Genomic DNA, 21,253 nt, shown 5'->3' with positions numbered 1-21,253 from the left:
CTGAGAGTGGGGCAATTCCTTGCCCTCGTCAAATCATTGCGAATTTTCTTTCCGCGGCTGGCGCAGGACTTCGTTGATCTGCGGTTTGTCGAGCGGACCGGTGATCCGATAGCGCAGAATCGAGACTTTACTCCACAGCGGTCCAAGCACTTTACTGGCGGCAAAGACCGCCGCACCAACGATCGGGTTCACCGCAAACGCGGCTGCCACCCCCACCGTGGCGGAGATTTCCGGAGCCACCACCGCTTCAACATCCAGCTCGCGGCGCACCAGGTTGACCGAGCCTTTCATGGCGATATCCGCTTCCAGTCCGTCCACCAGCGTGTCGTCCGTATGCAATATGCCGTCTTTGATCCAGGCGGTACTGCGAATGGAGTCGAAGTAAAATCCTTCGTTGAAGGTATCGCTAAAATCAAAGCGTAGTTTGCGCAGCAGTGCGTCAAAGCTCAGCAGGCGCAGCAACTGCCCCGCGTGCCCGGTGCTTAATTCGGTGATATCCCCTTTGCCCAAGCGGGTGCGGATAATGCCGTTCAGCGAGGCTTCTTCCGGCTTCCACGGCGGGTTGCGCCAGTGCAGATCGTAATCAACGTTAAACGACGCGTTGCGAATGGGGGTGGAGACGCCAAAGAATCCTGCCGCCGCATCAATCTTATTACCCCGTAGCTTCCCTTTTAAAGAGGTGCGTTCACTGCCGGGGGTGTTTACCCACTGTCCATCCGCCGTCAGTCGGGTGAAGCCGGTATCCAGCAGGCCGTTACTCAGGTTCAGGGTGTCGCCCTGAATGGCTACATCCGCATCGATACGTCCGTATTTCTGTCCCCACATCCAGCACTCTTCACAGCGCAACTGCACGTCAGGCCAGCCGCGGAAACTAAAGCGTTCTACGGATGCAAATGGCGAAGCCGGCGCGTCGCTTTTATCCGTTGTGGCTACGGTGGGGTTGTAATAAAGGTATTTGATAAAAGCCTGCCACGGCGCGTTATTGCGCATTGCCAGCGTGGCATTGATCTCACGCCCCTGTGCCTCGACTTTAGTGCCATTCGACGCCGGTTCAGAAACGATACTCAGGTTGTTCCACTGCTGTCCTCCCAGCGTTAACGCAGGCGTACGCAGCGTGACATGCTGCGGGAAATTCGCGTTGGCCCCAACGTTATCGACCGCGCCTTTCTGGAACAGAGCCAGCCATTGCGCACCATCCATCGCTGGCAGATTCAGCTCAATACCTTCCCGTTCAGGCAAAGGCGGTGCCGTCTGGCTTTCTGCCGTCCAGATTGCACGATCCAACGTCAGTTTCTGATTCAGCAACCAGCGGCTGTTAAAATGATTTTCCTGCCCGGCGCTACCGGTCAGCGTAAAGCTGCGCAGATCGCCGGTTGCTTTGATTTTAACGGGTAACGCCGCGCCAGCCTCTTTATCCAGCGGAGAAGGTAAGTGACTACTTACATTCCTGAGATCGCCGTTCAGTTCAATGTTATACGTCGTGCCGGAATGATACGGCAGGTCAATCCCCACCTTACCATTCCACGCCATGCTGCCGCCGAGCGCCTCATTAACCTGCGAAGGCAACACGCCGGTGCGAGCGGGCTGCCAGTTGCCGTTGAGATTCACCGCGACCTGATAGGCTTTCGCGCCCTCTGTGGTTGTAAAATCAACGTTCAGCGGCTGATTGAACCAGTTCGCCGTCATCGGCTCGCTTTTCAGGTTGCCATTGATAAAACTGAATTTGCCGCTGAGGTTTTTCAGGGTGCTGTCGAGCGGTTTGATGAACAGGCTGTTATCGCGCAGCGACACATCGCCCTTTGCGGTAACCATTTCGCCGTCCAGCGGGATATCCAGATGTAAGCGAGCATTCACATCGCCATCGATCTGCAACTGCTCAAGCGTAGCGCCCAGCGACGTCTTCAACGGCGTGTCGTCAAAATACGGTCCTACCGCTTTGCCTGGCCCCTGAATATCGGCGTCAATCAGCAACTTTTCTTTGGCGTAGTCCGGGATAATAGCCGTCAGGTTCGTGGCCTTCACGCCGCCTAAATTGACGCCATCGGTTTTCATCCACAGGCCGTCGTTGAGAAAATCCAGTTCGATATTCAGATCGGTCAGTGCAGGCCAGTCCGGCTGGAAGGCAAATTTCGCATTGCGCAGCGGGACCAGCACTTCAAACTGGCCTTCATTGTGCTTGTACGGGAACAAATGCGGATTCCCGCCATACACCAACGTCGCATTATCCGCTTCTCCGCCCTGAATCGCGCCGCTGAGATAGTCCACCAGCGCCTTGCCCATCAGATTCTCCGGGAAGTAACGCCAGGCCTGAGAGCCGTCGTCAGTGCTGATGCCCGCCAGAATCCCCAGCCAGGGGTCATCGCCTGCCGGTTGCAGATAACGGAAACCGCCGCGCGCATGAACCGCTTTCGCCTTCACGTCGATGTTGCGCCCGTCCAGTTGAAAGCCTTTGTCATTCTTCAGCCAGTTCAGCGTGGCAACACCGTCTTCAATTTCTAATGGCGCGCGAAAGACCGTTTCGTAGGGCATTTTTGCCTGTTTCATCGATGCGGTCAGCGCGCCGTTTTCCACGCTCCCGGAGAGCGTTCCGGAGAAATGCTCTCCCCCAGGCAACAGCTTCCACTGCTTCCATGCCAGATCGCGCCATGACGCCTGAAAACGGGTCTTTTCCGTGGCCTGGAGTGGGATATCCAGCGCCAGGGTATCGATATTTCCACTCGGTTGAGTGGCAAGCCAGATATCACCCAGCGCGGGCGAGAGCTTCGACACCATCGGGCGCAGCCCCTCAAGCCCGGTCAACTCCAGATGGCTGGCGCGAATGCGCAGTTCGTCACTGCGTTTGCTGTCCACGCCGCCGACTTCCTGTTCAGGGATCCAGGCAATCTGTAGCGCACCGCGCGGCCAGGCCTTGCCGTCCATCGTGATGCGGGTATCAGGAATAGAAAACTGCCAGCCGGGCTGTTCACGGCTGATATGTGCCGTCAGGTTGTCCACAGAGAGCGTATGGGAGTGATTGTCGCCTTTCCAGCTCGCTCCGCCTTGTTTCAGCCAGACATCGCCACCGGCGATTTCACCTTTGCTGATGGTCATCCAACCTTCAAGACTGAAGCGCGCGGTCTCCAGCGCCACGTTATCCTGCATCCACTTGCCCAGCCACGGCTTCACGTCGATGTCGTCAGCCTGCAGCCAGACCCGACCATTATTCAGCAGACCGTCGTCATCACGCAGATCCATGCGCACCTGCATGACGCCGTGCTGGCCGGTCAGACTGGAGAGGCTCACCTGTCCTTCCGCGCGGTGGCGGTTTTTGCCGTTAACCCAGGTGAGTTGCGGAATCGCCAGTTCGGCGCGCTGGCCGGAGAGCGTCAGAAAGCTGATTTGGCTGTCGCGGAGATCGAAGTGATCGAACTGGCGCAGGAAAAGATCGTTGATTCGGCTGGCTTCCAGCCCGTCACCGCTTTCGCTGCGCTCAATCGGCGTGTTGGTACGGAAGTTCAGCTGCCAGAAGGTGAGATCGCGAAACTGCCAGCGCATGTGCAGCAAACTCTGCCAGACATCCAGCGCCAGGGTAACGCGTTTAACCGAGAATTCTCCGCCGTCTTTCAGCTCCGCGTGGATATCACGCGCTTCGAGGGTGGGACCGAAATTTTGCCAGTTGGCAGAGATCTGGCTGGCTTTGACCGGCAGTCCCGTTGCAGACTCAATTTTGCTGAGGATCGTCGGACGCCAGCTGTCGAGATGCGGTAATGCCAGGCGCAAACCACTGACCAGCAGCGCTACGACAACAACGAGCGCGGCTCCAGTGAGCAATAATATCCCCGGCAATCGCCTCACGCGTCTCTCCTTGTCTGCCTAAAAATGTGACTCACAAACCCACTTCTCCGGATGGCGGCGTGAACGCCTTATCCAGCCTACGTCTGGTTTGTAGGCCCGATAAGCGCAGCGCCATCGGGCACAGTCGTTTTACATCATGACTACGTCAAACTGCTCCTGGTTATAGAGCGGTTCAATTTGCACTTTGACCTGTTTGCCGACAAAAATCTCCACTTCCGCCAGCGCGTGCGACTCTTCCCCTTTCAGCGTTTCTGCAACGGAAGGAGAAGCATAGACCAGGAAGCGGTCAGAGTCGTAAGCATGGTGCACGCGAACGATTTCACGCATGATCTCATAGCAGACGGTTTCCACTGTTTTCACCGTGCCGCGTCCATGACAGGTCGGACACTCGTTGCACAGCACATGCTCCACGCTCTCACGCGTGCGCTTGCGCGTCATTTCTACCAGACCCAACTGGGAAAAACCGTTAATGCTGGTTTTCACCCGATCTTTACTCAGCGCCTGCTCAAGCGAATGCAGCACCCGTCGACGGTGATCCTCATTATTCATGTCGATAAAATCGATAATAATGATGCCGCCGAGATTACGCAGTCGCAGTTGGCGGGCAATCGCCTGGGTCGCTTCAATATTGGTGTTGAAGATGGTGTCATCGAGATTACGATGGCCGACAAACGCGCCAGTGTTGATATCGACGGTGGTCATCGCTTCAGTCTGATCGATAATCAGGTAGCCGCCGGATTTCAGTTCAACTTTGCGCTCCAGCGCACGTTGGATCTCATTTTCAACGTCAAAGAGATCGAAAATCGGCTGACGTCCGCTGTAATGCTCCAGCTTGCTGGTCATTTCCGGGATGTACTCCGCCGTAAATTCCAGCAGGGCTTCATAGGTCAGACGGGAATCCACGCGAATTCGGTCTAACTGCGCGTCGGCAAAATCACGCAGCACACGCTGTGCCAGCGCCAGTTCGCCATACATCTGGTAACGCGTCTGCGGGCGCTTTTTGCGTTCCATCACTTTGGTCCAGACGCGCTTAAGATACGCAGCATCTGACGCCAGATCCTCTTCACAGACCCCTTCCGCCGCGGTACGGATGATAAATCCGCCCTGCTCGTCGCAGTATTCGGCGACCACTTTTTTCAGGCGTTCACGCTCGGCTTCGCTTTCGATACGCTGAGAAACGCCAACGTGCGAGGCGCCAGGCATAAAGACCAGATAGCGAGACGGTAAGGTGATGTCGGTTGTCAGGCGCGCGCCTTTGGTGCCCAGCGGATCTTTTACCACCTGCACCATCAGGTCTTGCCCCTGACGCACCAGCTCTGAAATATCGCGAACGGTGAACTGCTTCTGCTCTTCCCCCGCCACGCATTCAGTGTGCGGCATAATGTCAGAAGCGTGAAGAAACGCGGCTTTATCCAGCCCAATATCTACAAAAGCCGCCTGCATACCCGGAAGTACGCGACTGACCCGACCTTTGTAGATATTGCCTACGATCCCGCGTCGCGCTTCGCGCTCAATATGAATTTCCTGCAGAATACCGCCATCAATGTACGCCACGCGTGTTTCCGATGGCGTTACGTTTACCAACAATTCAGCCGTCATGTTTATCCCTTTTCTCACGCAGTGAGTTAAAATTGCTCAGCAACTCATACGTTTCAACCAGCGGTAAGCCGACCACGGCGTGATAGCTGCCATTTATCTTCCTGACAAAACAGCCACCCTGCCCCTGAATACCGTATGCACCTGCTTTATCCATCGGTTCACCGCTGGCGATATAGTCAGCGATATCCGCATCCGTCAACGCTCTGAACGTCACCTCGGTCATCACCAGGCAATCGAGCACATATTGGCTATCCGCCAACGCAACGGCTGTCATCACCTGATGCGTTTGCCCGGACAATTTACGCAGCATCAGCGCCGCATGGTGTACGTCACGCGGCTTCTCTAACACTTCACCGTTGAGGGTAACGATGGTATCTGCTCCCAGCACGGGAAGATCGCGCGGCGTCAGCGCCACACCTGCCAGGGCTTTTTCCCGTGCCAGACGTGAAACATATTGCTGTGCGCTTTCTCCCTCGCCACGCGTTTCTTCTATTCCCGTGACAATACGTTCAAAAGAAACGCCTAACTGCGTAAGCAGTTCCTGGCGGCGCGGCGAACCGGAAGCTAAGTATAGAGACGTCATAGAAACCTTTATTGCACTGCAAATTGCTGGCGGACTTTACGCATCAGCAAGAAAAGCCACGGCCAAAGCACACCATTAACTACACTACTCCAGAATACTTCAGGCCTGAAAGAAACGTTGATCACTAAAAACTCTGACCAGAAAACAATAATATCCACCACGAGCGAAAGCAACATCACCACCAGCGCCTGCTGCCAGAGCGCCAGGTTGCGAAAGAGCTGGAATTTCAGCGCCACCAGATAGGCGATGATACTCATCGACAACGCCCTCACGCCAAGCGTGGAACCGCTAATGAGATCCAGTATGGCACCCATCACGAAACCTGTGCCCACATTGACGCGGTGCGGCAGGGCGAGGATCCAGTAGAGTAAAATGAGTAGCACCCAGTTTGGCCGAAAGACAATGATCTCTTCCGGCCAGGGCATCACTTGCAGTAGTAGTGCGATAAAGAACGAGAGCCAGATAACCCAGCGTCCCTGGCTACGATAGCTTGCCACTACTGGCCTCCCGGCGCGCGCGGTGCAGGCGGCGTCGTACCAGCTGGCGGAGCGGCAGGTGACGAAGTGATACCGGTCGCCGGTGCAGGCACGGGCGGCGGCGGCCCCATCATATCCGGAGATGGCAACACTTGCGGCATCATCTGCATCAGACGTTCATTCGCGACACGATGCACATCTTCCGGCGTCATCGGGTTGGCACCGTTACGGTCGGCCCCCCACAGCAGCAGCAGATAGCGCAGACGTTGCAAGCCCGCGGTAGGGCGCGCCTGAATCACAGTGTAAGCACGTTGGGTATCCAACTTAACGGAAGAGACAACCGCCACCGGATAGCCTTCCGGGAAACGGCCGCCCAGCCCCGACGTGACCAGCACGTCGCCAACGCGAATATCGGTATTGGCCGGCAGGTGTTCGAGTTGCAGATCGTCGGTACAGCCGTTACCGGCCGCAATCACCCGGATGTCGTTGCGCAACACCTGAATGGGCAAGGCATGAGTGGCATCGCAAATTAACAGAACACGGCTGGTCAGTTTCGCTACCGCGACAACCTGGCCGACAACACCTTTATCGCTGATTACCGGCTGGCCTTCGTAAACGCCGTTCACGCTGCCTTTGTCGATAACCACCTGGTCGCTGTAAGGATCGTTAACCGTGGAGATGACCTGCGTCACCATCTTTTGTTCATCCTGGCGCAGCGGCGAACCCAGCAGCTCACGCAGGCGCGCGTTCTCCTGTTTGTACTGCCCCAGCATCAACAGCTCACTGTTTTTCAGCAGCAGCTCCTGACGCAGCGCCCGGTTTTCAAGCTCAAGCTGGTCGCGCGACGCGAGCGTTTGCGAGACGCCATCAAGCAGTTCACGGGGACCATTGGAAATAAAGTAGAAAGGACTGACGGCGGTATCCATGTACGTACGGATCTGACTGAACGTACCCAGGCGGCTGTCGGCAATAATAACGCCGAGCGCCACCAACACCGCCAGAATAAGGCGAATCTGTAGCGACGGGCCACGGCTAAAAATTGGCTTCATAAGTTTGCGTATTCTCGTATCAGAGTCGGCAGGACAGCGTGACGCTCTCCTGCCGGCATCCGATTACTCTTCGCTGAACAGGTCGCCGCCGTGCATATCGATCATTTCCAGCGCTTTGCCGCCGCCACGCGCCACACAGGTCAGCGGGTCTTCAGCAACAACAACTGGAATACCGGTTTCTTCCATTAACAGACGATCAAGGTTACGCAACAGCGCGCCACCGCCAGTGAGCACCATACCGCGCTCGGAGATATCAGACGCCAGTTCCGGCGGGCACTGTTCCAGTGCAACCATCACCGCGCTAACGATACCGGTCAGCGGCTCCTGCAAGGCTTCCAGAATCTCGTTAGAGTTCAGGGTAAAGCCGCGAGGAACCCCTTCTGCCAGGTTACGACCGCGCACTTCAATTTCACGCACTTCGTCGCCCGGATAGGCGGAACCGATTTCATGCTTGATACGTTCTGCGGTGGCTTCACCGATAAGCGATCCGTAGTTACGGCGCACATAATTAATGATTGCTTCGTCGAAGCGATCGCCGCCGATACGTACAGAAGAGGAATAGACCACGCCGTTCAGGGAGATAACGGCGACTTCCGTCGTACCGCCACCGATGTCCACAACCATTGAACCGGTTGCCTCAGAAACCGGCAGGCCAGCACCAATTGCCGCAGCCATCGGCTCTTCGATCAGGAAGACTTCGCGGGCGCCAGCGCCCTGTGCGGATTCACGAATAGCACGACGCTCAACCTGAGTGGCACCAACCGGCACACACACCAGCACACGCGGGCTTGGACGCATAAAGCTGTTGCTGTGCACTTGCTTGATGAAGTGCTGGAGCATTTTTTCAGTCACGAAGAAGTCAGCAATAACGCCGTCTTTCATTGGGCGAATAGCAGCAATATTGCCCGGTGTACGACCCAGCATCTGCTTCGCATCATGACCTACTGCAGCCACGCTTTTCGGTGAACCGGCACGATCCTGACGAATGGCCACAACGGAAGGCTCATTCAATACGATGCCTTGTCCTTTTACATAAATGAGGGTATTCGCGGTACCCAGGTCAATGGACAAGTCATTGGAAAACATGCCACGAAATTTTTTCAACATACTAAGGGATAATCCTGAAAGCTGGGGCGGAAAACAAAATCCGCTTACTTTACCAACCACACGCAGCAGCGACAAGGCGCAAAAATCATCTGCTACGGTGAAAATTAGTGCAGTTCGTTTCCTTTGTTACAAATCTCTACCTGAGTCCCTCAGGGCTGAGCACTTTAGCAGCAATCCTCGCCCTCATTTGCAACCGGTTTAAGGTCATTCACCTGCATATGTGCTGTTACAAAATGGCGAGCAGACAAGCACACCCCCATGAAGGCACAGCGCGCGTTATTCTACGTGAAAACTGAACAAACGGCAGGTTAAACCGAGTATCTTTGAGAATATTTTTTCACATTGGTATCCAGCGGCTGGGAGGCAGCAAAAAAATCCCCCTGTCCGCCGGAAACACCACGCGCTGTCAGCGTCTGCCACTCACCGCGCGAACGTACGCCCGTTGCGTAAACCTGGGTGTTGGTGCCCGAGCAGGCTTCCACCAGACTTTGAACCAGCAACTGGTTTTCCGTTCGCTTCTCAATATTCCTGACCAGACTCGGATGGAGCTTGATCAATTCCACATTGAGTTCTTTAATCCAGCTGGTACTCACCAGCGTTAAACCCGCCTGCGTGACGGCAACCCGAACCCCCAATGCATTCACTAAACGGATGACGGGCTGCAATCGGCTGATGTGTTGACCTACATCCGCCTCTGCAAGTTCAATAATTATGCGTTTTCGTTGCGATTTTTCACACTGCATCAAGGTATCGCGTAACCAACGCTGAAAACGCGGACGAATCAGTGACTCAACCGTCACCTGTATCGCCAGATTCTCTTCTGGCCAGTAGTTCAACAGCGGGATGACACGACTTATTTGTAAGCGGTCATACTCTTCTGATAAACCAAACTGTAAAACCATCGGCATGTATTCCGCCGAACTGACCTCTTCATTACCATCAAAGATGCGGCACATCAGTTCCCGATGATGAACGTGCCCGTCCCGGGTGACGGCCGGTTTCTGATAGATTCGCGGGCCGCCGCGGCTGAGCATCTGTTCAATCAGCGTCCGCCAGCGCACGTTGCCGCGTCCTTTTTCCGGCAACGAATCGTCATACACCGTCCAGCTATTCCCGCCCTGCAACACGGCGTTGCGGGTCGCCGCTTCCGCATGTTCCATCACCTGTTCGGTCGACTGTCCGCTGCGCCAGGCGCAAATGCCGATATGTACCATATCGTCACGATCGAGCATTTTATTAGTCGGAAGTGCATCAACCGCTTTTAATAATTGTCCAGCCACGCTTTCTGCCTCTTTCAGAGTACGGTGTGGCAGAAGAACGGCAAAGTCGCTGCGGTGGTAGCGCGCCAGCAGTGAACCCGGATAACGCATCATAAAAGTGGACAATAAATTGATCAGGCTGAAAAGCTCTTCTTCAGCCAGGTTACGCCCCCAACTGTCGCGCAGCAGGTTAAAGTCCGGCAGGCGAATCATCATCACCACGCCATGCGCGCCGACTTTTTCCTGATCGTCCAGCAGCGTCGCCAGTTGGTTGTCAAAAAAGAGTCGATTGCTGAGGCCTGTTTTGGTGTCCTGCGCGGCGTAAGAGCGAATCAGCGTATCGAGTCGGCTCCGCTGCTCCTGGGCACTCTGGATTTCGGCCAACAACATATCCAGCGCGCTGCTGGTGCGCGCCGGCCATTCATAGACCGTACCGCGCACGCTGGCGCCGCGTTCTCCGTTCAAAATTCGCGTCGAACGTATCTCCAGCAGTTCCTGGCCGGAAAGTTGCCGCTGAAGCCAACGTACCGACAGAAACAGCATCAGCACAATAAAGCCAATGGCCAGCGTGAGCGGCGCAGTGGTCATCAGTGAATGAAAATAGTTGCCCATCGGATCCTGATAGACCAGATCCATCGTCATTCCCGGGTGCTTCATCAGCGGAACCGAGAGCTCGCGAAAGAGATTACTGGTGCCAACCGGGCGATAGCTGCTGTTGCGTGTTTGGCTATAAATGACCTTATCGCCCTGCCGGAGATCCACGCGCACGACGTCCGCTGACACCATCAGTTCATCGATCTGCGACGTTAACTGTTTGAAATCGCGAGAAACAAGATGCGTATCAATCGCTGTCGCCACCGCCTGGACACGATGGTTCATCTTGTACTGGATAGCATTATAAAAGCTCAGCGAGCAGCCGATCAGGGTGACAAAGATCGTTAACCCGGTGAGCAGCGTGACAAAAGCTGAGAATTTCGTCGTTAATCGCATCCTTGAGTTAACTCCGACGGTTGAATTGCGACACGGAACAGCTTAACCAAACGCAAAATTCGTCCGGTTGCGCAAAGAGTGAGTGCATACTACCAAATCAGGTGTATCTGGCAATTTATTGCGTTGCATCGGCTTCACGTTTCAATTAGCGAGTATAGTCTTCAGACGTCATTTTCCAATCCACCATGCAGAATTGAGGACAGGTTATGCAGGCTTTGATCTTAGAACAGCAGGACGGTAAAACCCTTGCATCCGTGCAGACTCTCGAAGAAAGTCGGCTGCCAGAAGGCGATGTCACAGTGGATGTCCACTGGTCCAGTCTGAACTATAAAGATGCGCTCGCCATCACCGGAAAAGGAAAAATCATCCGCAACTTTCCGATGATTCCTGGTATTGATTTCGCCGGCACCGTTCGGGCCAGCGAAGATCCTCGTTTTCATGCGGGCCAGGAAGTGTTGCTGACCGGTTGGGGCGTGGGCGAAAACCATTGGGGAGGTCTGGCAGAACAGGCACGCGTGAAAGCGGACTGGCTGGTAGCGCTGCCAAAAGGGCTGGACAGTCGTAAAGCGATGGTGATCGGTACCGCCGGATTTACCGCCATGCTGTGCGTGATGGCTCTTGAAGAGGCAGGCATTCGCCCGCAAGACGGTGAAATCGTGGTCACCGGCGCCAGTGGCGGCGTCGGCAGTACCGCCGTCGCACTGTTGCATAAGCTGGGTTATCAGGTTGTTGCGGTGTCCGGACGCGAAAGCACCCATGATTATCTCCGCCAGTTAGGCGCAAGCCGTATTCTGGGCCGTGATGAGTTCGCCGAATCTCGTCCGCTGGAAAAACAACTGTGGGCCGGGGCGATTGATACCGTGGGCGATAAAGTGCTGGCGAAAGTGCTGGCGCAGATGAACTACGGCGGCTGTGTTGCGGCCTGTGGCCTGGCGGGTGGTTTTGCCCTGCCGACGACGGTGATGCCATTTATTTTGCGCAACGTCCGCCTGCAAGGGGTCGATTCCGTAATGACACCGCCAGCGCGGCGCGCAGAGGCCTGGCAGCGTCTGGTGAAGGATTTACCAGAATCGTTCTACGCACAGGCAGCGACGGAAATTTCGCTGGCCGATGCGCCGAAGTTCGCTGAAGCTATCATTAATAACCAGGCGCAAGGACGTACGCTGGTTAAAGTGAAGTAAACACAAACGCCGCAGAAATTTACACTTAATTAACTAAATTTCGCTGCGCACTGACAGACTCCCTGCCATAGTAACTACGCGTTATGCGTACGCCGGGAGCCTGTTATGAAAAAATCACGTCCACTTACTGAAGCCGATGTCACTGCAGAATCGGCTTTCTTTATGCATCGCCGCCAGGTGCTGAAAGCGCTGGGGATCGGGGCTGCCACGCTGTCGCTACCGATAGCGGCGCAGGCGGATCTACTGAGCTGGTTCAAAGGCAACGATCGCCCACCCGCACCCTCCGGCAAACCGCTGGATTTCAGCAAACCTGCGGCATGGCAAAACGCACTGCCTTTAACGCCAGAAGAGAAAGTCACTGGCTACAACAATTTCTACGAATTTGGTCTGGATAAGGCCGATCCTGCCGCCAATGCCGGCAGCATGAAAACCGATCCCTGGACGCTGAAAATCAGCGGCGAAGTAGCCAAACCGTTAACCCTGGATCACGATGCGCTGACAACGCGCTTTCCCTTAGAAGAACGAATTTACCGGATGCGCTGCGTTGAAGCCTGGTCGATGGTGGTGCCGTGGATTGGCTTTCCTTTACATAAACTGCTGGCACTCGTCGAACCCACCAGCAATGCTAAATATGTCGCATTCGAGACACTTTACGCGCCGGACGATATGCCAGGACAAAAAGATCGCTTCATTGGCGGTGGATTGAAATACCCCTATGTCGAAGGTCTGCGGCTGGACGAAGCGATGCATCCGCTGACGTTGCTGACCGTTGGCGTTTACGGTAAAGCGCTGCCGCCGCAAAACGGTGCCCCCATTCGCCTGACGGTGCCATGGAAATATGGCTTTAAAGGCATTAAATCGATCGTCAGCATTAAACTGACTCGCGAACGGCCGCCAACCACCTGGAATCTTGCCGCTGCCGATGAATACGGTTTTTACGCCAATGTGAATCCGCATGTCGATCATCCACGCTGGTCGCAGGCAACAGAACGGTTTATTGGCGCGGGCGGGATTCTGGATGTCCAACGGCAACCCACTTTACTGTTTAATGGCTATGCCGATGAAGTGGCTACGCTGTATCGCGGCCTGGATTTGCGGGAGAATTTCTAAGTGCGGCTAAGTGCAAAACAGATAACCTGGTTGAAAGTTGCCCTTCATCTGGCGGGACTGCTGCCGTTTCTCTGGCTGTTCTGGGCGATTAATAGCGGCGGGCTCAGCGCCGATCCCGTGAAGGATATCCAGCATTTTACCGGTAGGATGGCTCTGAAATTTCTGCTCGCCGCCTTGCTGGTCACGCCGCTCGCGCGCTACGCTAAACAGCCATTATTGATACGCACCCGTCGTCTGCTGGGGTTATGGTGTTTCGCCTGGGCCACGCTGCATCTGACCAGTTACGCGCTGCTGGAGTTGGGTATCCATAATCTCGGATTGTTGGGACGAGAACTGATTACGCGCCCGTATTTGACGCTTGGGATCACCAGTTGGCTCATCCTGTTCGCGCTGACGCTAACGTCAACACAGGCGGCACAACGAAAACTGGGCAAGCGCTGGCAACTTTTACACAATTTCGTCTATCTTGTGGCGATCCTCGCCCCGATACATTACCTGTGGTCGGTGAAGATCTTGTCGCCTCAACCCATCATTTATGCCCTGCTGGCACTACTGCTTTTGGCCTGCCGTTACAAGAAGTTCCGCCAGTGGTGGCGCTAGTTCGGCGAACTGTGCAGTCGGTTACAAAATGCAGAGACTCGGATGTTATTTGTGTGTTAGCGGTTGATTATCTTCCCTGATAAGACCAGTATTTAGCTGCCAATTGCTACGAAATCATTATAATGTGCGACCTTGGCTCCCTGGACGGCGTTTTTAGACCGCTGAAAAGGTGACAATCGAGCATTGAAGGTATATTTTGTTTTTTGCCGGAGGATTGCAGCAAATCGCAGCATGTTAACCGACAAGTCTCACATAAATCGTTGAGGCGGAATATACCGGCGTCCAGGCAGGCAGAAGCCGTTTTGCCGTCGGGACTCACGCTTTACAGACAGCGCTTAACGCCTGTCACAATCACACTAAACAAAGAGTACGGAACCCACTCATGGATATTCGTAAGATTAAAAAACTGATCGAGCTGGTTGAAGAATCAGGCATCTCCGAACTGGAAATCTCTGAAGGCGAAGAGTCTGTACGCATCAGTCGCGCAGCGCCAGCAGGTAGCTTCCCGATGATGCAACAAGCCTACGCTGCACCAATGATGCAGCAGCAACCTGCTCTGTCTAACGCAGTTGCTCCGGCAGCAGAAGCGCCGGCTGCGGCAGCCGCAGAAATCAGTGGTCACATCGTACGTTCCCCAATGGTTGGTACTTTCTACCGCACCCCGAGCCCGGACGCAAAAGCGTTCATCGAAGTGGGTCAGAAAGTTAACGCAGGCGATACCCTGTGCATCGTTGAAGCCATGAAAATGATGAACCAGATCGAAGCGGACAAATCAGGTGTCGTGAAAGCCATCCTGGTCGAAAGTGGTCAACCGGTAGAATTTGACGAGCCGCTGGTCGTCATCGAGTAACGAGGCGAACATGCTGGATAAAATTGTTATCGCCAACCGCGGCGAGATTGCATTGCGAATTCTTCGTGCCTGTAAAGAACTGGGTATCAAGACTGTCGCTGTGCACTCCAGCGCGGATCGCGATTTAAAACACGTATTACTGGCGGATGAGACGGTTTGTATTGGCCCGGCTCCGTCCGTAAAAAGTTATCTGAACATCCCGGCTATCATCAGCGCCGCTGAAATCACCGGCGCGGTGGCAATTCACCCGGGTTATGGCTTCCTCTCTGAGAACGCCAATTTTGCTGAACAGGTTGAACGTTCTGGCTTTATCTTCATCGGCCCGAAAGCGGACACCATCCGTCTGATGGGTGACAAAGTGTCGGCTATCACCGCGATGAAGAAAGCTGGCGTCCCAACCGTACCGGGTTCTGACGGCCCTCTGACCGACGATATGGATGCTAACCGCGCCCATGCAAAACGCATCGGCTACCCGGTTATCATCAAGGCGTCCGGCGGCGGCGGCGGTCGCGGTATGCGCGTAGTACGCGGCGATGCCGAACTGGCGCAATCCATCTCCATGACCAAGGCGGAAGCAAAAGCAGCTTTCAGCAACGACATGGTTTACATGGAGAAATACCTCGAGAACCCACGCCACATCGAAATTCAGGTGCTGGCAGACGGTCAGGGTAACGCTATCTATCTGGCTGAACGTGACTGCTCTATGCAGCGTCGTCACCAGAAAGTCGTCGAAGAGGCACCGGCACCGGGCATTACCCCGGAACTGCGTCGCTACATCGGTGAGCGTTGCGCGAAAGCGTGTGTGGATATCGGCTATCGTGGCGCAGGCACCTTTGAGTTCCTGTTCGAAAACGGCGAGTTCTATTTCATTGAAATGAACACCCGTATTCAGGTTGAACATCCGGTGACCGAAATGATCACCGGCGTTGACCTGATCAAAGAACAGCTGCGCATCGCGGCGGGTCAACCGCTGTCGATCAAGCAAGAAGAAGTGGTGGTCAAAGGCCATGCGGTGGAATGCCGTATCAACGCCGAAGATCCGAACACCTTCCTGCCGAGCCCGGGTAAAATCACCCGTTTTCACGCGCCGGGTGGCTTTGGCGTACGCTGGGAATCGCATATCTATGCCGGTTACACCGTACCGCCATACTATGACTCAATGATCGGCAAGCTGATCTGCTACGGTGAAACTCGTGACGTGGCAATTGCCCGCATGAAGAACGCCCTGCAGGAACTGATCATCGACGGCATCAAAACCAACATTGATTTGCAGACCCGTATCATGAACGACGAGCACTTCCAGCATGGTGGAACCAACATCCACTATCTGGAGAAAAAACTCGGTCTTCAGGAAAAATAAGACTGCATCAGCGTCAAAAGGCCGGATTTTCCGGCCTTTTTTATTTCTGGGGGTCGTCAATTCCATAAGGTACAATCCCCGCTTTCTTTTTCCACAAGGGACAAAAAATGGACAACCGTTTTGTTCAGGCCCACAAAGAGGCGCGCTGGGCGCTGTGGCTGACCCTTCTCTATCTGGCTGCGTGGTTAGTGGCTGCTTACTTACCTGATTCGGCGATCGGCTTTACCGGTCTGCCACACTGGTTTGAACTGGCCTGTCTGCTGACGCCGCTGATCTTCATTTTACTGTGCTGGGCCATGGTGAAATTTATCTACCGTGACATTCCCCTGGAGGATGACGATGCAGCTTGAAGTCATTCTGCCGCTGATTGCCTATCTGGTCGTGGTGTTTGGCCTTTCTGTCTACGCCATGCGTAAACGGCAAACCGGCACCTTCCTGAATGAATATTTCCTCGGCAGTCGCTCAATGGGCGGGATCGTGCTGGCGATGACGCTGACCGCGACCTACATCAGCGCTAGCTCATTTATTGGCGGGCCTGGTGCTGCCTATAAATATGGGTTGGGCTGGGTACTGCTGGCCATGATTCAGCTCCCCGCCGTCTGGCTATCGCTGGGGATCCTTGGCAAGAAATTCGCTATCCTTGCCCGTCGCTATAATGCCGTCACCCTCAACGATATGCTGTTTGCCCGCTACCAGAGTCGCCTTCTGGTGTGGCTGGCGAGCCTCAGTCTGTTAGTGGCGTTTGTCGGTGCCATGACCGTACAATTCATCGGCGGCGCGCGCCTGCTGGAAACCGCCGCAGGCATTCCCTATGAAACAGGCCTGCTGATTTTCGGCGTCAGCATTGCGCTGTATACCGCGTTCGGCGGCTTTCGTGCCAGCGTGCTTAACGACACGATGCAGGGACTGGTGATGCTGATTGGCACCATCGTGCTGCTGGTGGGTATCGTGCACGCCGCTGGCGGCCTGAGCCATGCCGTAGAGACCTTAAACGCCATCGACCCGAAACTGGTTTCGCCACAGGGTGCCGATAACATTCTGTCTCCGGCCTTTATGACCTCATTCTGGGTGTTGGTGTGCTTTGGCGTGGTTGGCCTGCCGCATACGGCTGTGCGCAGCATCTCCTACAAAGACAGCAAAGCCGTACACCGGGGGATTATCATCGGCACCATCGTGGTGGCAATCCTGATGTTCGGTATGCACCTTGCCGGCGCGCTAGGGCGAGCGGTGATCCCTGACCTGACGGTGCCGGATCTGGTTATCCCAACGCTGATGGTGAAAGTGCTGCCGCCTTTTGCCGCCGGGATCTTCCTTGCCGCGCCGATGGCGGCCATTATGTCGACGATCAACGCCCAATTGCTGCAAAGTTCCGCTACGATCATTAAAGATCTCTATCTCAACATCCGCCCGGAGCAGTTACAGAATGAGACACGACTGAAGCGAATGTCGGCAATGATCACCCTGATCTTAGGCGCGCTATTACTGCTTGCCGCCTGGAAACCGCCAGAGATGATTATCTGGCTGAACCTGCTGGCGTTTGGCGGGCTGGAAGCCGTGTTCTTATGGCCGCTGGTGCTCGGCCTTTACTGGGAGCGCGCGAACGCAAGCGGTGCACTGAGTGCGATGATTGTCGGCGGCGTTCTGTACGCGATTCTCGCCACCTTTAACGTTCAGTACCTGGGCTTCCACCCGATTGTGCCCTCGCTACTGTTAAGTTTGTTGGCTTTCCTGGTTGGAAACCGTTTCGGTTCTCCTGCCCCGCAAGCCGCTGTATTGTCTACTGATAAATAAAGAGTTTTGCCATGCCATGGATCCAATTAAAACTGAATACGACGGGCGCTAACGCGGAAGAGTTGAGCGATGCCCTGATGGAAGCGGGTTCCGTTTCCATCACCTTCCAGGACACGCACGACACGCCGGTTTTTGAGCCATTGCCGGGCGAAACCCGCCTGTGGGGCGACACTGACGTCATCGGTCTGTTTGATGCAGAAACCGACATGAAAGAGGTCGTCGCCATCCTGGAACAACATCCGCTGTTGGGTAACGGTTTCGCACATAAAATCGAACAGCTGGAAGACAAGGACTGGGAACGCGAGTGGATGGATAACTTCCACCCGATGCGTTTTGGTGAACGCCTGTGGATCTGCCCAAGCTGGCGCGATGTGCCGGATGAGAACGCCGTCAACGTCATGCTCGACCCCGGCCTGGCATTTGGTACCGGTACCCATCCCACCACCTCACTGTGCCTGCAGTGGCTCGACAGCCTCGATTTAACCGGCAAGACCGTCATCGACTTTGGCTGCGGTTCTGGCATCCTGGCGATTGCCGCGCTGAAACTGGGCGCAGCGAAAGCGATCGGTATCGATATCGACCCGCAGGCGATTCAGGCCAGTCGTGATAACGCCCAGCGTAACGGCGTGTCAGAACGTCTGGAACTCTACCTGCCGCAGGATCAGCCAGACGCGATGAAAGCCGACGTGGTGGTCGCCAACATCCTGGCAGGCCCCTTACGCGAACTGGCACCGTTAATCAGCGTGCTGCCCGTTACAGGCGGTCTGCTGGGTCTTTCCGGTATCCTTGCCAGTCAGGCCGACAGCGTGTGCGAAGCCTATGCCGATCTCTTCACCCTCGATCCGGTCGTTGAGAAAGAAGAATGGTGCCGCATTACCGGTCGTAAGCAGTAATCTTCCCAGAAACGTGGTCTCATCGCAGGCCACGTTTTTCCGCATTTTCAATACACACGCCTGTATCTTCCCGCGCTAAAATAGTCGCGTAACTCATTGAAGTTACGAATATAAAAATCTATTTTATTTAATGGAAGAATATTATGAAGCCATTTTTGAGCAAGGCAGCACTCCTGGCGTTAAGCATTATGCCGTTCACCGCGATGGCGTCGCACTGGAGCTATGAAGGTGAAGGCTCTCCGGAACACTGGAGCGCCCTCAATGAAGAATATAAAACCTGTCAGGCAGGCATGAATCAATCCCCGATTAACATTGAGACCACGCTTAAAGCACATCTATCTCCACTCAGTATTCACTACTCCGATGGCCCGATAACGCTTCTCAATAATGGGCATACGATTCAGGCCGGACTGAAAAACACCACTGCGGATACTGTATCGATAGATGGTGTCCCCTTCACGTTGCAACAGTTCCACTTTCACACCCCGAGCGAAAACACCCTACACGGAAAACATTACGCGATGGAGATGCATCTTGTGCACAAAGATGCAAAAGGGGCGGTGGCGGTCGTCGCAGTCATGTTCGATAAAGGGGCGGCCAACGCAGAGCTGGAAAAGCTTTGGGCAACAATGCCTGAGAAAGCGGAGCAGGACGTGAAAATCACCGCGCAGATGGACCTCAACGCCTTGCTGCCTAAGGATAAAACCTACTGGCGTTTCAGTGGTTCGCTCACAACCCCTCCCTGTTCTGAGGGCGTGACCTGGCTTGTCCTTAAACATCCTCTGACGCTCTCCACTGCACAACTGGAGAAATTTACTCACACCATGCATCACGATAACAGTCGCCCAACACAGCCGCTCAACGGCCGGGTAGTGGTTGAATAATTCCTTCACTGCACAATCATCTGCTGAAATGAGAGCATAGTCACATTAAGTCACGATAATCTGCTGATTAATTCAGCAGATTATCTTGTCAGCCCCCGTCGTTGCGAAGAAAAAATGAGAAGTTACGCAAAATTATACGCGTACAGATTTTCGTCACATTTTTATAACGCAATGATTTGTATGGCTAATTATTTAATGGCGTTTACTTTAACGGCGATTCTTTGATCCACCTCAGAGGATTGGTTAAAGTTTGGCCTTTCATCTCGTGCAAAAAATGCGTAATATACGCCGCCTTGCAGTCACAGTATGGTCATTTCTTAACTCATGCGCATCGGACAATACCAGCTTAGAAATCGCCTGATTGCAGCGCCCATGGCTGGCATCACTGACAGACCTTTTCGGACGCTGTGTTATGAGATGGGAGCCGGATTGACCGTATCCGAGATGATGTCGTCTAACCCGCAGGTTTGGGAAAGCGATAAGTCCCGTTTACGGATGGTGCACGTTGATGAGCCAGGAATTCGCACGGTGCAAATTGCCGGTAGCGATCCTGTTGAGATGGCCGATGCCGCACGGATTAACGTGGAAAGCGGTGCCCAGATTATTGATATCAATATGGGGTGCCCGGCTAAAAAAGTGAATCGCAAGCTCGCAGGTTCAGCCCTCTTGCAGTACCCGGATTTAGTGAAGTCGATACTAACCGGGGTGGTTAATGCAGTGGACGTTCCTGTGACCCTGAAGATTCGCACCGGCTGGGCTCCGGAACACCGTAACTGCGTAGAGATTGCCCAACTGGCTGAAGACTGTGGCATTCAGGCTCTGACCATTCATGGACGCACCCGCGCCTGTTTGTTCAATGGAGACGCTGAGTACGACAGTATTCGGGCAGTTAAGCAGAAAGTTTCCATTCCGGTTATCGCGAATGGTGACATTACTGACCCGCTTAAAGCCAGAGCTGTGCTTGACTATACGGGGGCTGATGCCCTGATGATAGGCCGCGCAGCTCAGGGAAGACCCTGGATCTTTCGGGAAATCCAGCATTATCTGGACACTGGGGAGTTGCTATCCCCCCTGCCTCTGGCAGAGGTTAAGCGCTTGCTTTGTGCGCATGTTCGGGAACTGCATGACTTTTATGGCCAGGCAAAAGGGTACCGAATCGCGCGTAAACACGTCTCCTGGTATCTCCAGGAGCACGCTCCAAATGACCAGTTTCGGCGCACATTCAACGCCATTGAGGATGCCAGCGAACAGCTGGAGGCGTTGGAGGCATACTTCGAAAATTTTGCGTAAACAGAAATAAAGAGCTGACAGAACTATGTTCGAACAACGCGTAAATTCTGACGTACTGACCGTTTCTACCGTTAACTCTCAGGATCAGGTAACCCAAAAACCCCTGCGTGACTCGGTTAAACAGGCACTGAAGAACTATTTTGCTCAACTGAACGGTCAGGATGTTAATGACCTCTATGAGCTGGTACTGGCTGAAGTAGAACAGCCCCTGTTGGACATGGTGATGCAATACACCCGTGGTAACCAGACCCGTGCTGCTCTGATGATGGGCATCAACCGTGGTACGCTGCGTAAAAAATTGAAAAAATACGGCATGAACTAATCTCGATTAGCTAATTGCTTGTTTAAAAAGGCGCTACTCGGCATGGGGAAGCGCCTTTTTTATACGCATCTTTTG

The 21,253-nt window shown here is 54.4% G+C and carries 18 protein-coding genes; 11 read left to right on the top strand and 7 right to left on the bottom strand.

Annotated features, from left to right (window positions below; all coding sequences use genetic code 11):
• Nucleotides 1-33 precede the first annotated feature (33 nt).
• From yhdP to csrD, 7 genes are all read right to left on the bottom strand, one after another.
• Nucleotides 34-3,834, bottom strand: coding sequence for an AsmA2 domain-containing protein YhdP (gene yhdP / locus ACERJC_RS21900; protein ID WP_373672484.1), 3,801 nt, complete (start codon nt 3,832-3,834; stop codon nt 34-36).
• Between the two features lie 129 nt (nt 3,835-3,963).
• Nucleotides 3,964-5,433, bottom strand: coding sequence for a ribonuclease G (gene rng, locus ACERJC_RS21895; RefSeq protein WP_046488475.1), 1,470 nt, complete (start codon nt 5,431-5,433; stop codon nt 3,964-3,966).
• Nucleotides 5,423-6,016: a Maf family protein gene (locus ACERJC_RS21890; RefSeq protein WP_042324972.1), complete on the bottom strand. Its 594-nt coding sequence runs from the start codon at nt 6,014-6,016 to the stop codon at nt 5,423-5,425. The genes rng and ACERJC_RS21890 overlap by 11 nt, the downstream gene beginning before the upstream one ends.
• A gap of 8 nt (nt 6,017-6,024) precedes the next feature.
• Entirely contained in the window at nt 6,025-6,513 is a 489-nt protein-coding gene (gene mreD, locus ACERJC_RS21885; protein ID WP_042324970.1) for a rod shape-determining protein MreD, read from the bottom strand.
• Nucleotides 6,513-7,541 carry a rod shape-determining protein MreC gene (gene mreC / locus ACERJC_RS21880; RefSeq protein ID WP_373672482.1) on the bottom strand — a complete coding sequence of 343 codons (1,029 nt, stop codon included), beginning with the start codon at nt 7,539-7,541 and terminating at the stop codon, nt 6,513-6,515. The genes mreD and mreC overlap by 1 nt, the downstream gene beginning before the upstream one ends.
• Nucleotides 7,542-7,604: 63 nt before the next feature.
• Nucleotides 7,605-8,648, bottom strand: coding sequence for a rod shape-determining protein MreB (gene mreB / locus ACERJC_RS21875; protein WP_000913396.1), 1,044 nt, complete (start codon nt 8,646-8,648; stop codon nt 7,605-7,607).
• A 308-nt stretch (nt 8,649-8,956) separates the two neighbouring features.
• Nucleotides 8,957-10,897: an RNase E specificity factor CsrD gene (csrD, locus tag ACERJC_RS21870; RefSeq protein ID WP_286631743.1), complete on the bottom strand. Its 1,941-nt coding sequence runs from the start codon at nt 10,895-10,897 to the stop codon at nt 8,957-8,959.
• 206 nt (nt 10,898-11,103) lie between these two features.
• Here csrD and acuI point away from each other — a divergent pair, with 206 nt between their 5' ends.
• From acuI to fis, 11 genes are all read left to right on the top strand, one after another.
• Complete coding sequence (acuI, locus tag ACERJC_RS21865) at nt 11,104-12,078, top strand: acrylyl-CoA reductase (NADPH) (protein ID WP_286631745.1); 975 nt, start codon at nt 11,104-11,106, stop codon at nt 12,076-12,078.
• A gap of 105 nt (nt 12,079-12,183) precedes the next feature.
• Nucleotides 12,184-13,188 carry a protein-methionine-sulfoxide reductase catalytic subunit MsrP gene (msrP, locus tag ACERJC_RS21860; RefSeq protein ID WP_373672481.1) on the top strand — a complete coding sequence of 335 codons (1,005 nt, stop codon included), beginning with the start codon at nt 12,184-12,186 and terminating at the stop codon, nt 13,186-13,188.
• The gene (gene msrQ / locus ACERJC_RS21855) at nt 13,189-13,788 is read left to right on the top strand and encodes a protein-methionine-sulfoxide reductase heme-binding subunit MsrQ (RefSeq protein WP_152406198.1); all 600 of its coding nucleotides are present in this window, start codon (nt 13,189-13,191) and stop codon (nt 13,786-13,788) included. It begins immediately after the preceding gene.
• A 382-nt stretch (nt 13,789-14,170) separates the two neighbouring features.
• Nucleotides 14,171-14,638, top strand: a complete 468-nt coding sequence (accB, locus tag ACERJC_RS21850) for an acetyl-CoA carboxylase biotin carboxyl carrier protein (RefSeq protein WP_046489344.1) — start codon at nt 14,171-14,173, stop codon at nt 14,636-14,638.
• A gap of 10 nt (nt 14,639-14,648) precedes the next feature.
• Nucleotides 14,649-15,998, top strand: coding sequence for an acetyl-CoA carboxylase biotin carboxylase subunit (gene accC, locus ACERJC_RS21845; RefSeq protein ID WP_178827967.1), 1,350 nt, complete (start codon nt 14,649-14,651; stop codon nt 15,996-15,998).
• Nucleotides 15,999-16,105: 107 nt separating this feature from the next.
• Nucleotides 16,106-16,348: a YhdT family protein gene (locus tag ACERJC_RS21840; RefSeq protein ID WP_046489353.1), complete on the top strand. Its 243-nt coding sequence runs from the start codon at nt 16,106-16,108 to the stop codon at nt 16,346-16,348.
• Nucleotides 16,338-17,789: a sodium/pantothenate symporter gene (gene panF, locus ACERJC_RS21835; protein WP_373672480.1), complete on the top strand. Its 1,452-nt coding sequence runs from the start codon at nt 16,338-16,340 to the stop codon at nt 17,787-17,789. The genes ACERJC_RS21840 and panF overlap by 11 nt, the downstream gene beginning before the upstream one ends.
• Nucleotides 17,790-17,800: 11 nt before the next feature.
• Complete coding sequence (prmA, locus tag ACERJC_RS21830; RefSeq protein WP_178827963.1) at nt 17,801-18,682, top strand: 50S ribosomal protein L11 methyltransferase; 882 nt, start codon at nt 17,801-17,803, stop codon at nt 18,680-18,682.
• 143 nt (nt 18,683-18,825) lie between these two features.
• A complete protein-coding gene (locus ACERJC_RS21825) occupies nt 18,826-19,566 on the top strand; it encodes a carbonic anhydrase (protein WP_286631751.1) in 741 nt (246 codons plus the stop codon).
• 324 nt (nt 19,567-19,890) lie between these two features.
• A complete protein-coding gene (gene dusB, locus ACERJC_RS21820) occupies nt 19,891-20,856 on the top strand; it encodes a tRNA dihydrouridine synthase DusB (RefSeq protein WP_046489370.1) in 966 nt (321 codons plus the stop codon).
• A 25-nt stretch (nt 20,857-20,881) separates the two neighbouring features.
• Nucleotides 20,882-21,178 (top strand): DNA-binding transcriptional regulator Fis, encoded by a 297-nt coding sequence (gene fis / locus ACERJC_RS21815; RefSeq protein ID WP_000462905.1) that lies wholly within the window; start codon nt 20,882-20,884, stop codon nt 21,176-21,178.
• Nucleotides 21,179-21,253: the final 75 nt, after the last annotated feature.

This window comes from Citrobacter telavivensis (genome assembly GCF_041807075.1).
Lineage (GTDB): Bacteria > Pseudomonadota > Gammaproteobacteria > Enterobacterales > Enterobacteriaceae > Citrobacter_A > Citrobacter_A telavivensis.
Note: the sequence above shows the minus strand (reverse complement) of the source record. Positions and strands in the feature narration are given on the sequence as shown.

Excerpts from the sequence above, each read along its gene's own strand:
- rng (WP_046488475.1), bottom strand. The coding sequence starts at position 5,433 with ATGACGGCTGAATTGTTGGTAAACGTAACGCCATCGGAAACACGCGTG.
- ACERJC_RS21890 (WP_042324972.1), bottom strand. The coding sequence starts at position 6,016 with ATGACGTCTCTATACTTAGCTTCCGGTTCGCCGCGCCGCCAGGAACTG.
- mreC (WP_373672482.1), bottom strand. The coding sequence starts at position 7,541 with ATGAAGCCAATTTTTAGCCGTGGCCCGTCGCTACAGATTCGCCTTATT.
- mreB (WP_000913396.1), bottom strand. The coding sequence starts at position 8,648 with ATGTTGAAAAAATTTCGTGGCATGTTTTCCAATGACTTGTCCATTGAC.
- csrD (WP_286631743.1), bottom strand. The coding sequence starts at position 10,897 with ATGCGATTAACGACGAAATTCTCAGCTTTTGTCACGCTGCTCACCGGG.
- acuI (WP_286631745.1), top strand. The coding sequence starts at position 11,104 with ATGCAGGCTTTGATCTTAGAACAGCAGGACGGTAAAACCCTTGCATCC.
- msrP (WP_373672481.1), top strand. The coding sequence starts at position 12,184 with ATGAAAAAATCACGTCCACTTACTGAAGCCGATGTCACTGCAGAATCG.
- accB (WP_046489344.1), top strand. The coding sequence starts at position 14,171 with ATGGATATTCGTAAGATTAAAAAACTGATCGAGCTGGTTGAAGAATCA.
- accC (WP_178827967.1), top strand. The coding sequence starts at position 14,649 with ATGCTGGATAAAATTGTTATCGCCAACCGCGGCGAGATTGCATTGCGA.
- ACERJC_RS21840 (WP_046489353.1), top strand. The coding sequence starts at position 16,106 with ATGGACAACCGTTTTGTTCAGGCCCACAAAGAGGCGCGCTGGGCGCTG.
- panF (WP_373672480.1), top strand. The coding sequence starts at position 16,338 with ATGCAGCTTGAAGTCATTCTGCCGCTGATTGCCTATCTGGTCGTGGTG.
- prmA (WP_178827963.1), top strand. The coding sequence starts at position 17,801 with ATGCCATGGATCCAATTAAAACTGAATACGACGGGCGCTAACGCGGAA.
- ACERJC_RS21825 (WP_286631751.1), top strand. The coding sequence starts at position 18,826 with ATGAAGCCATTTTTGAGCAAGGCAGCACTCCTGGCGTTAAGCATTATG.
- dusB (WP_046489370.1), top strand. The coding sequence starts at position 19,891 with ATGCGCATCGGACAATACCAGCTTAGAAATCGCCTGATTGCAGCGCCC.
- fis (WP_000462905.1), top strand. The coding sequence starts at position 20,882 with ATGTTCGAACAACGCGTAAATTCTGACGTACTGACCGTTTCTACCGTT.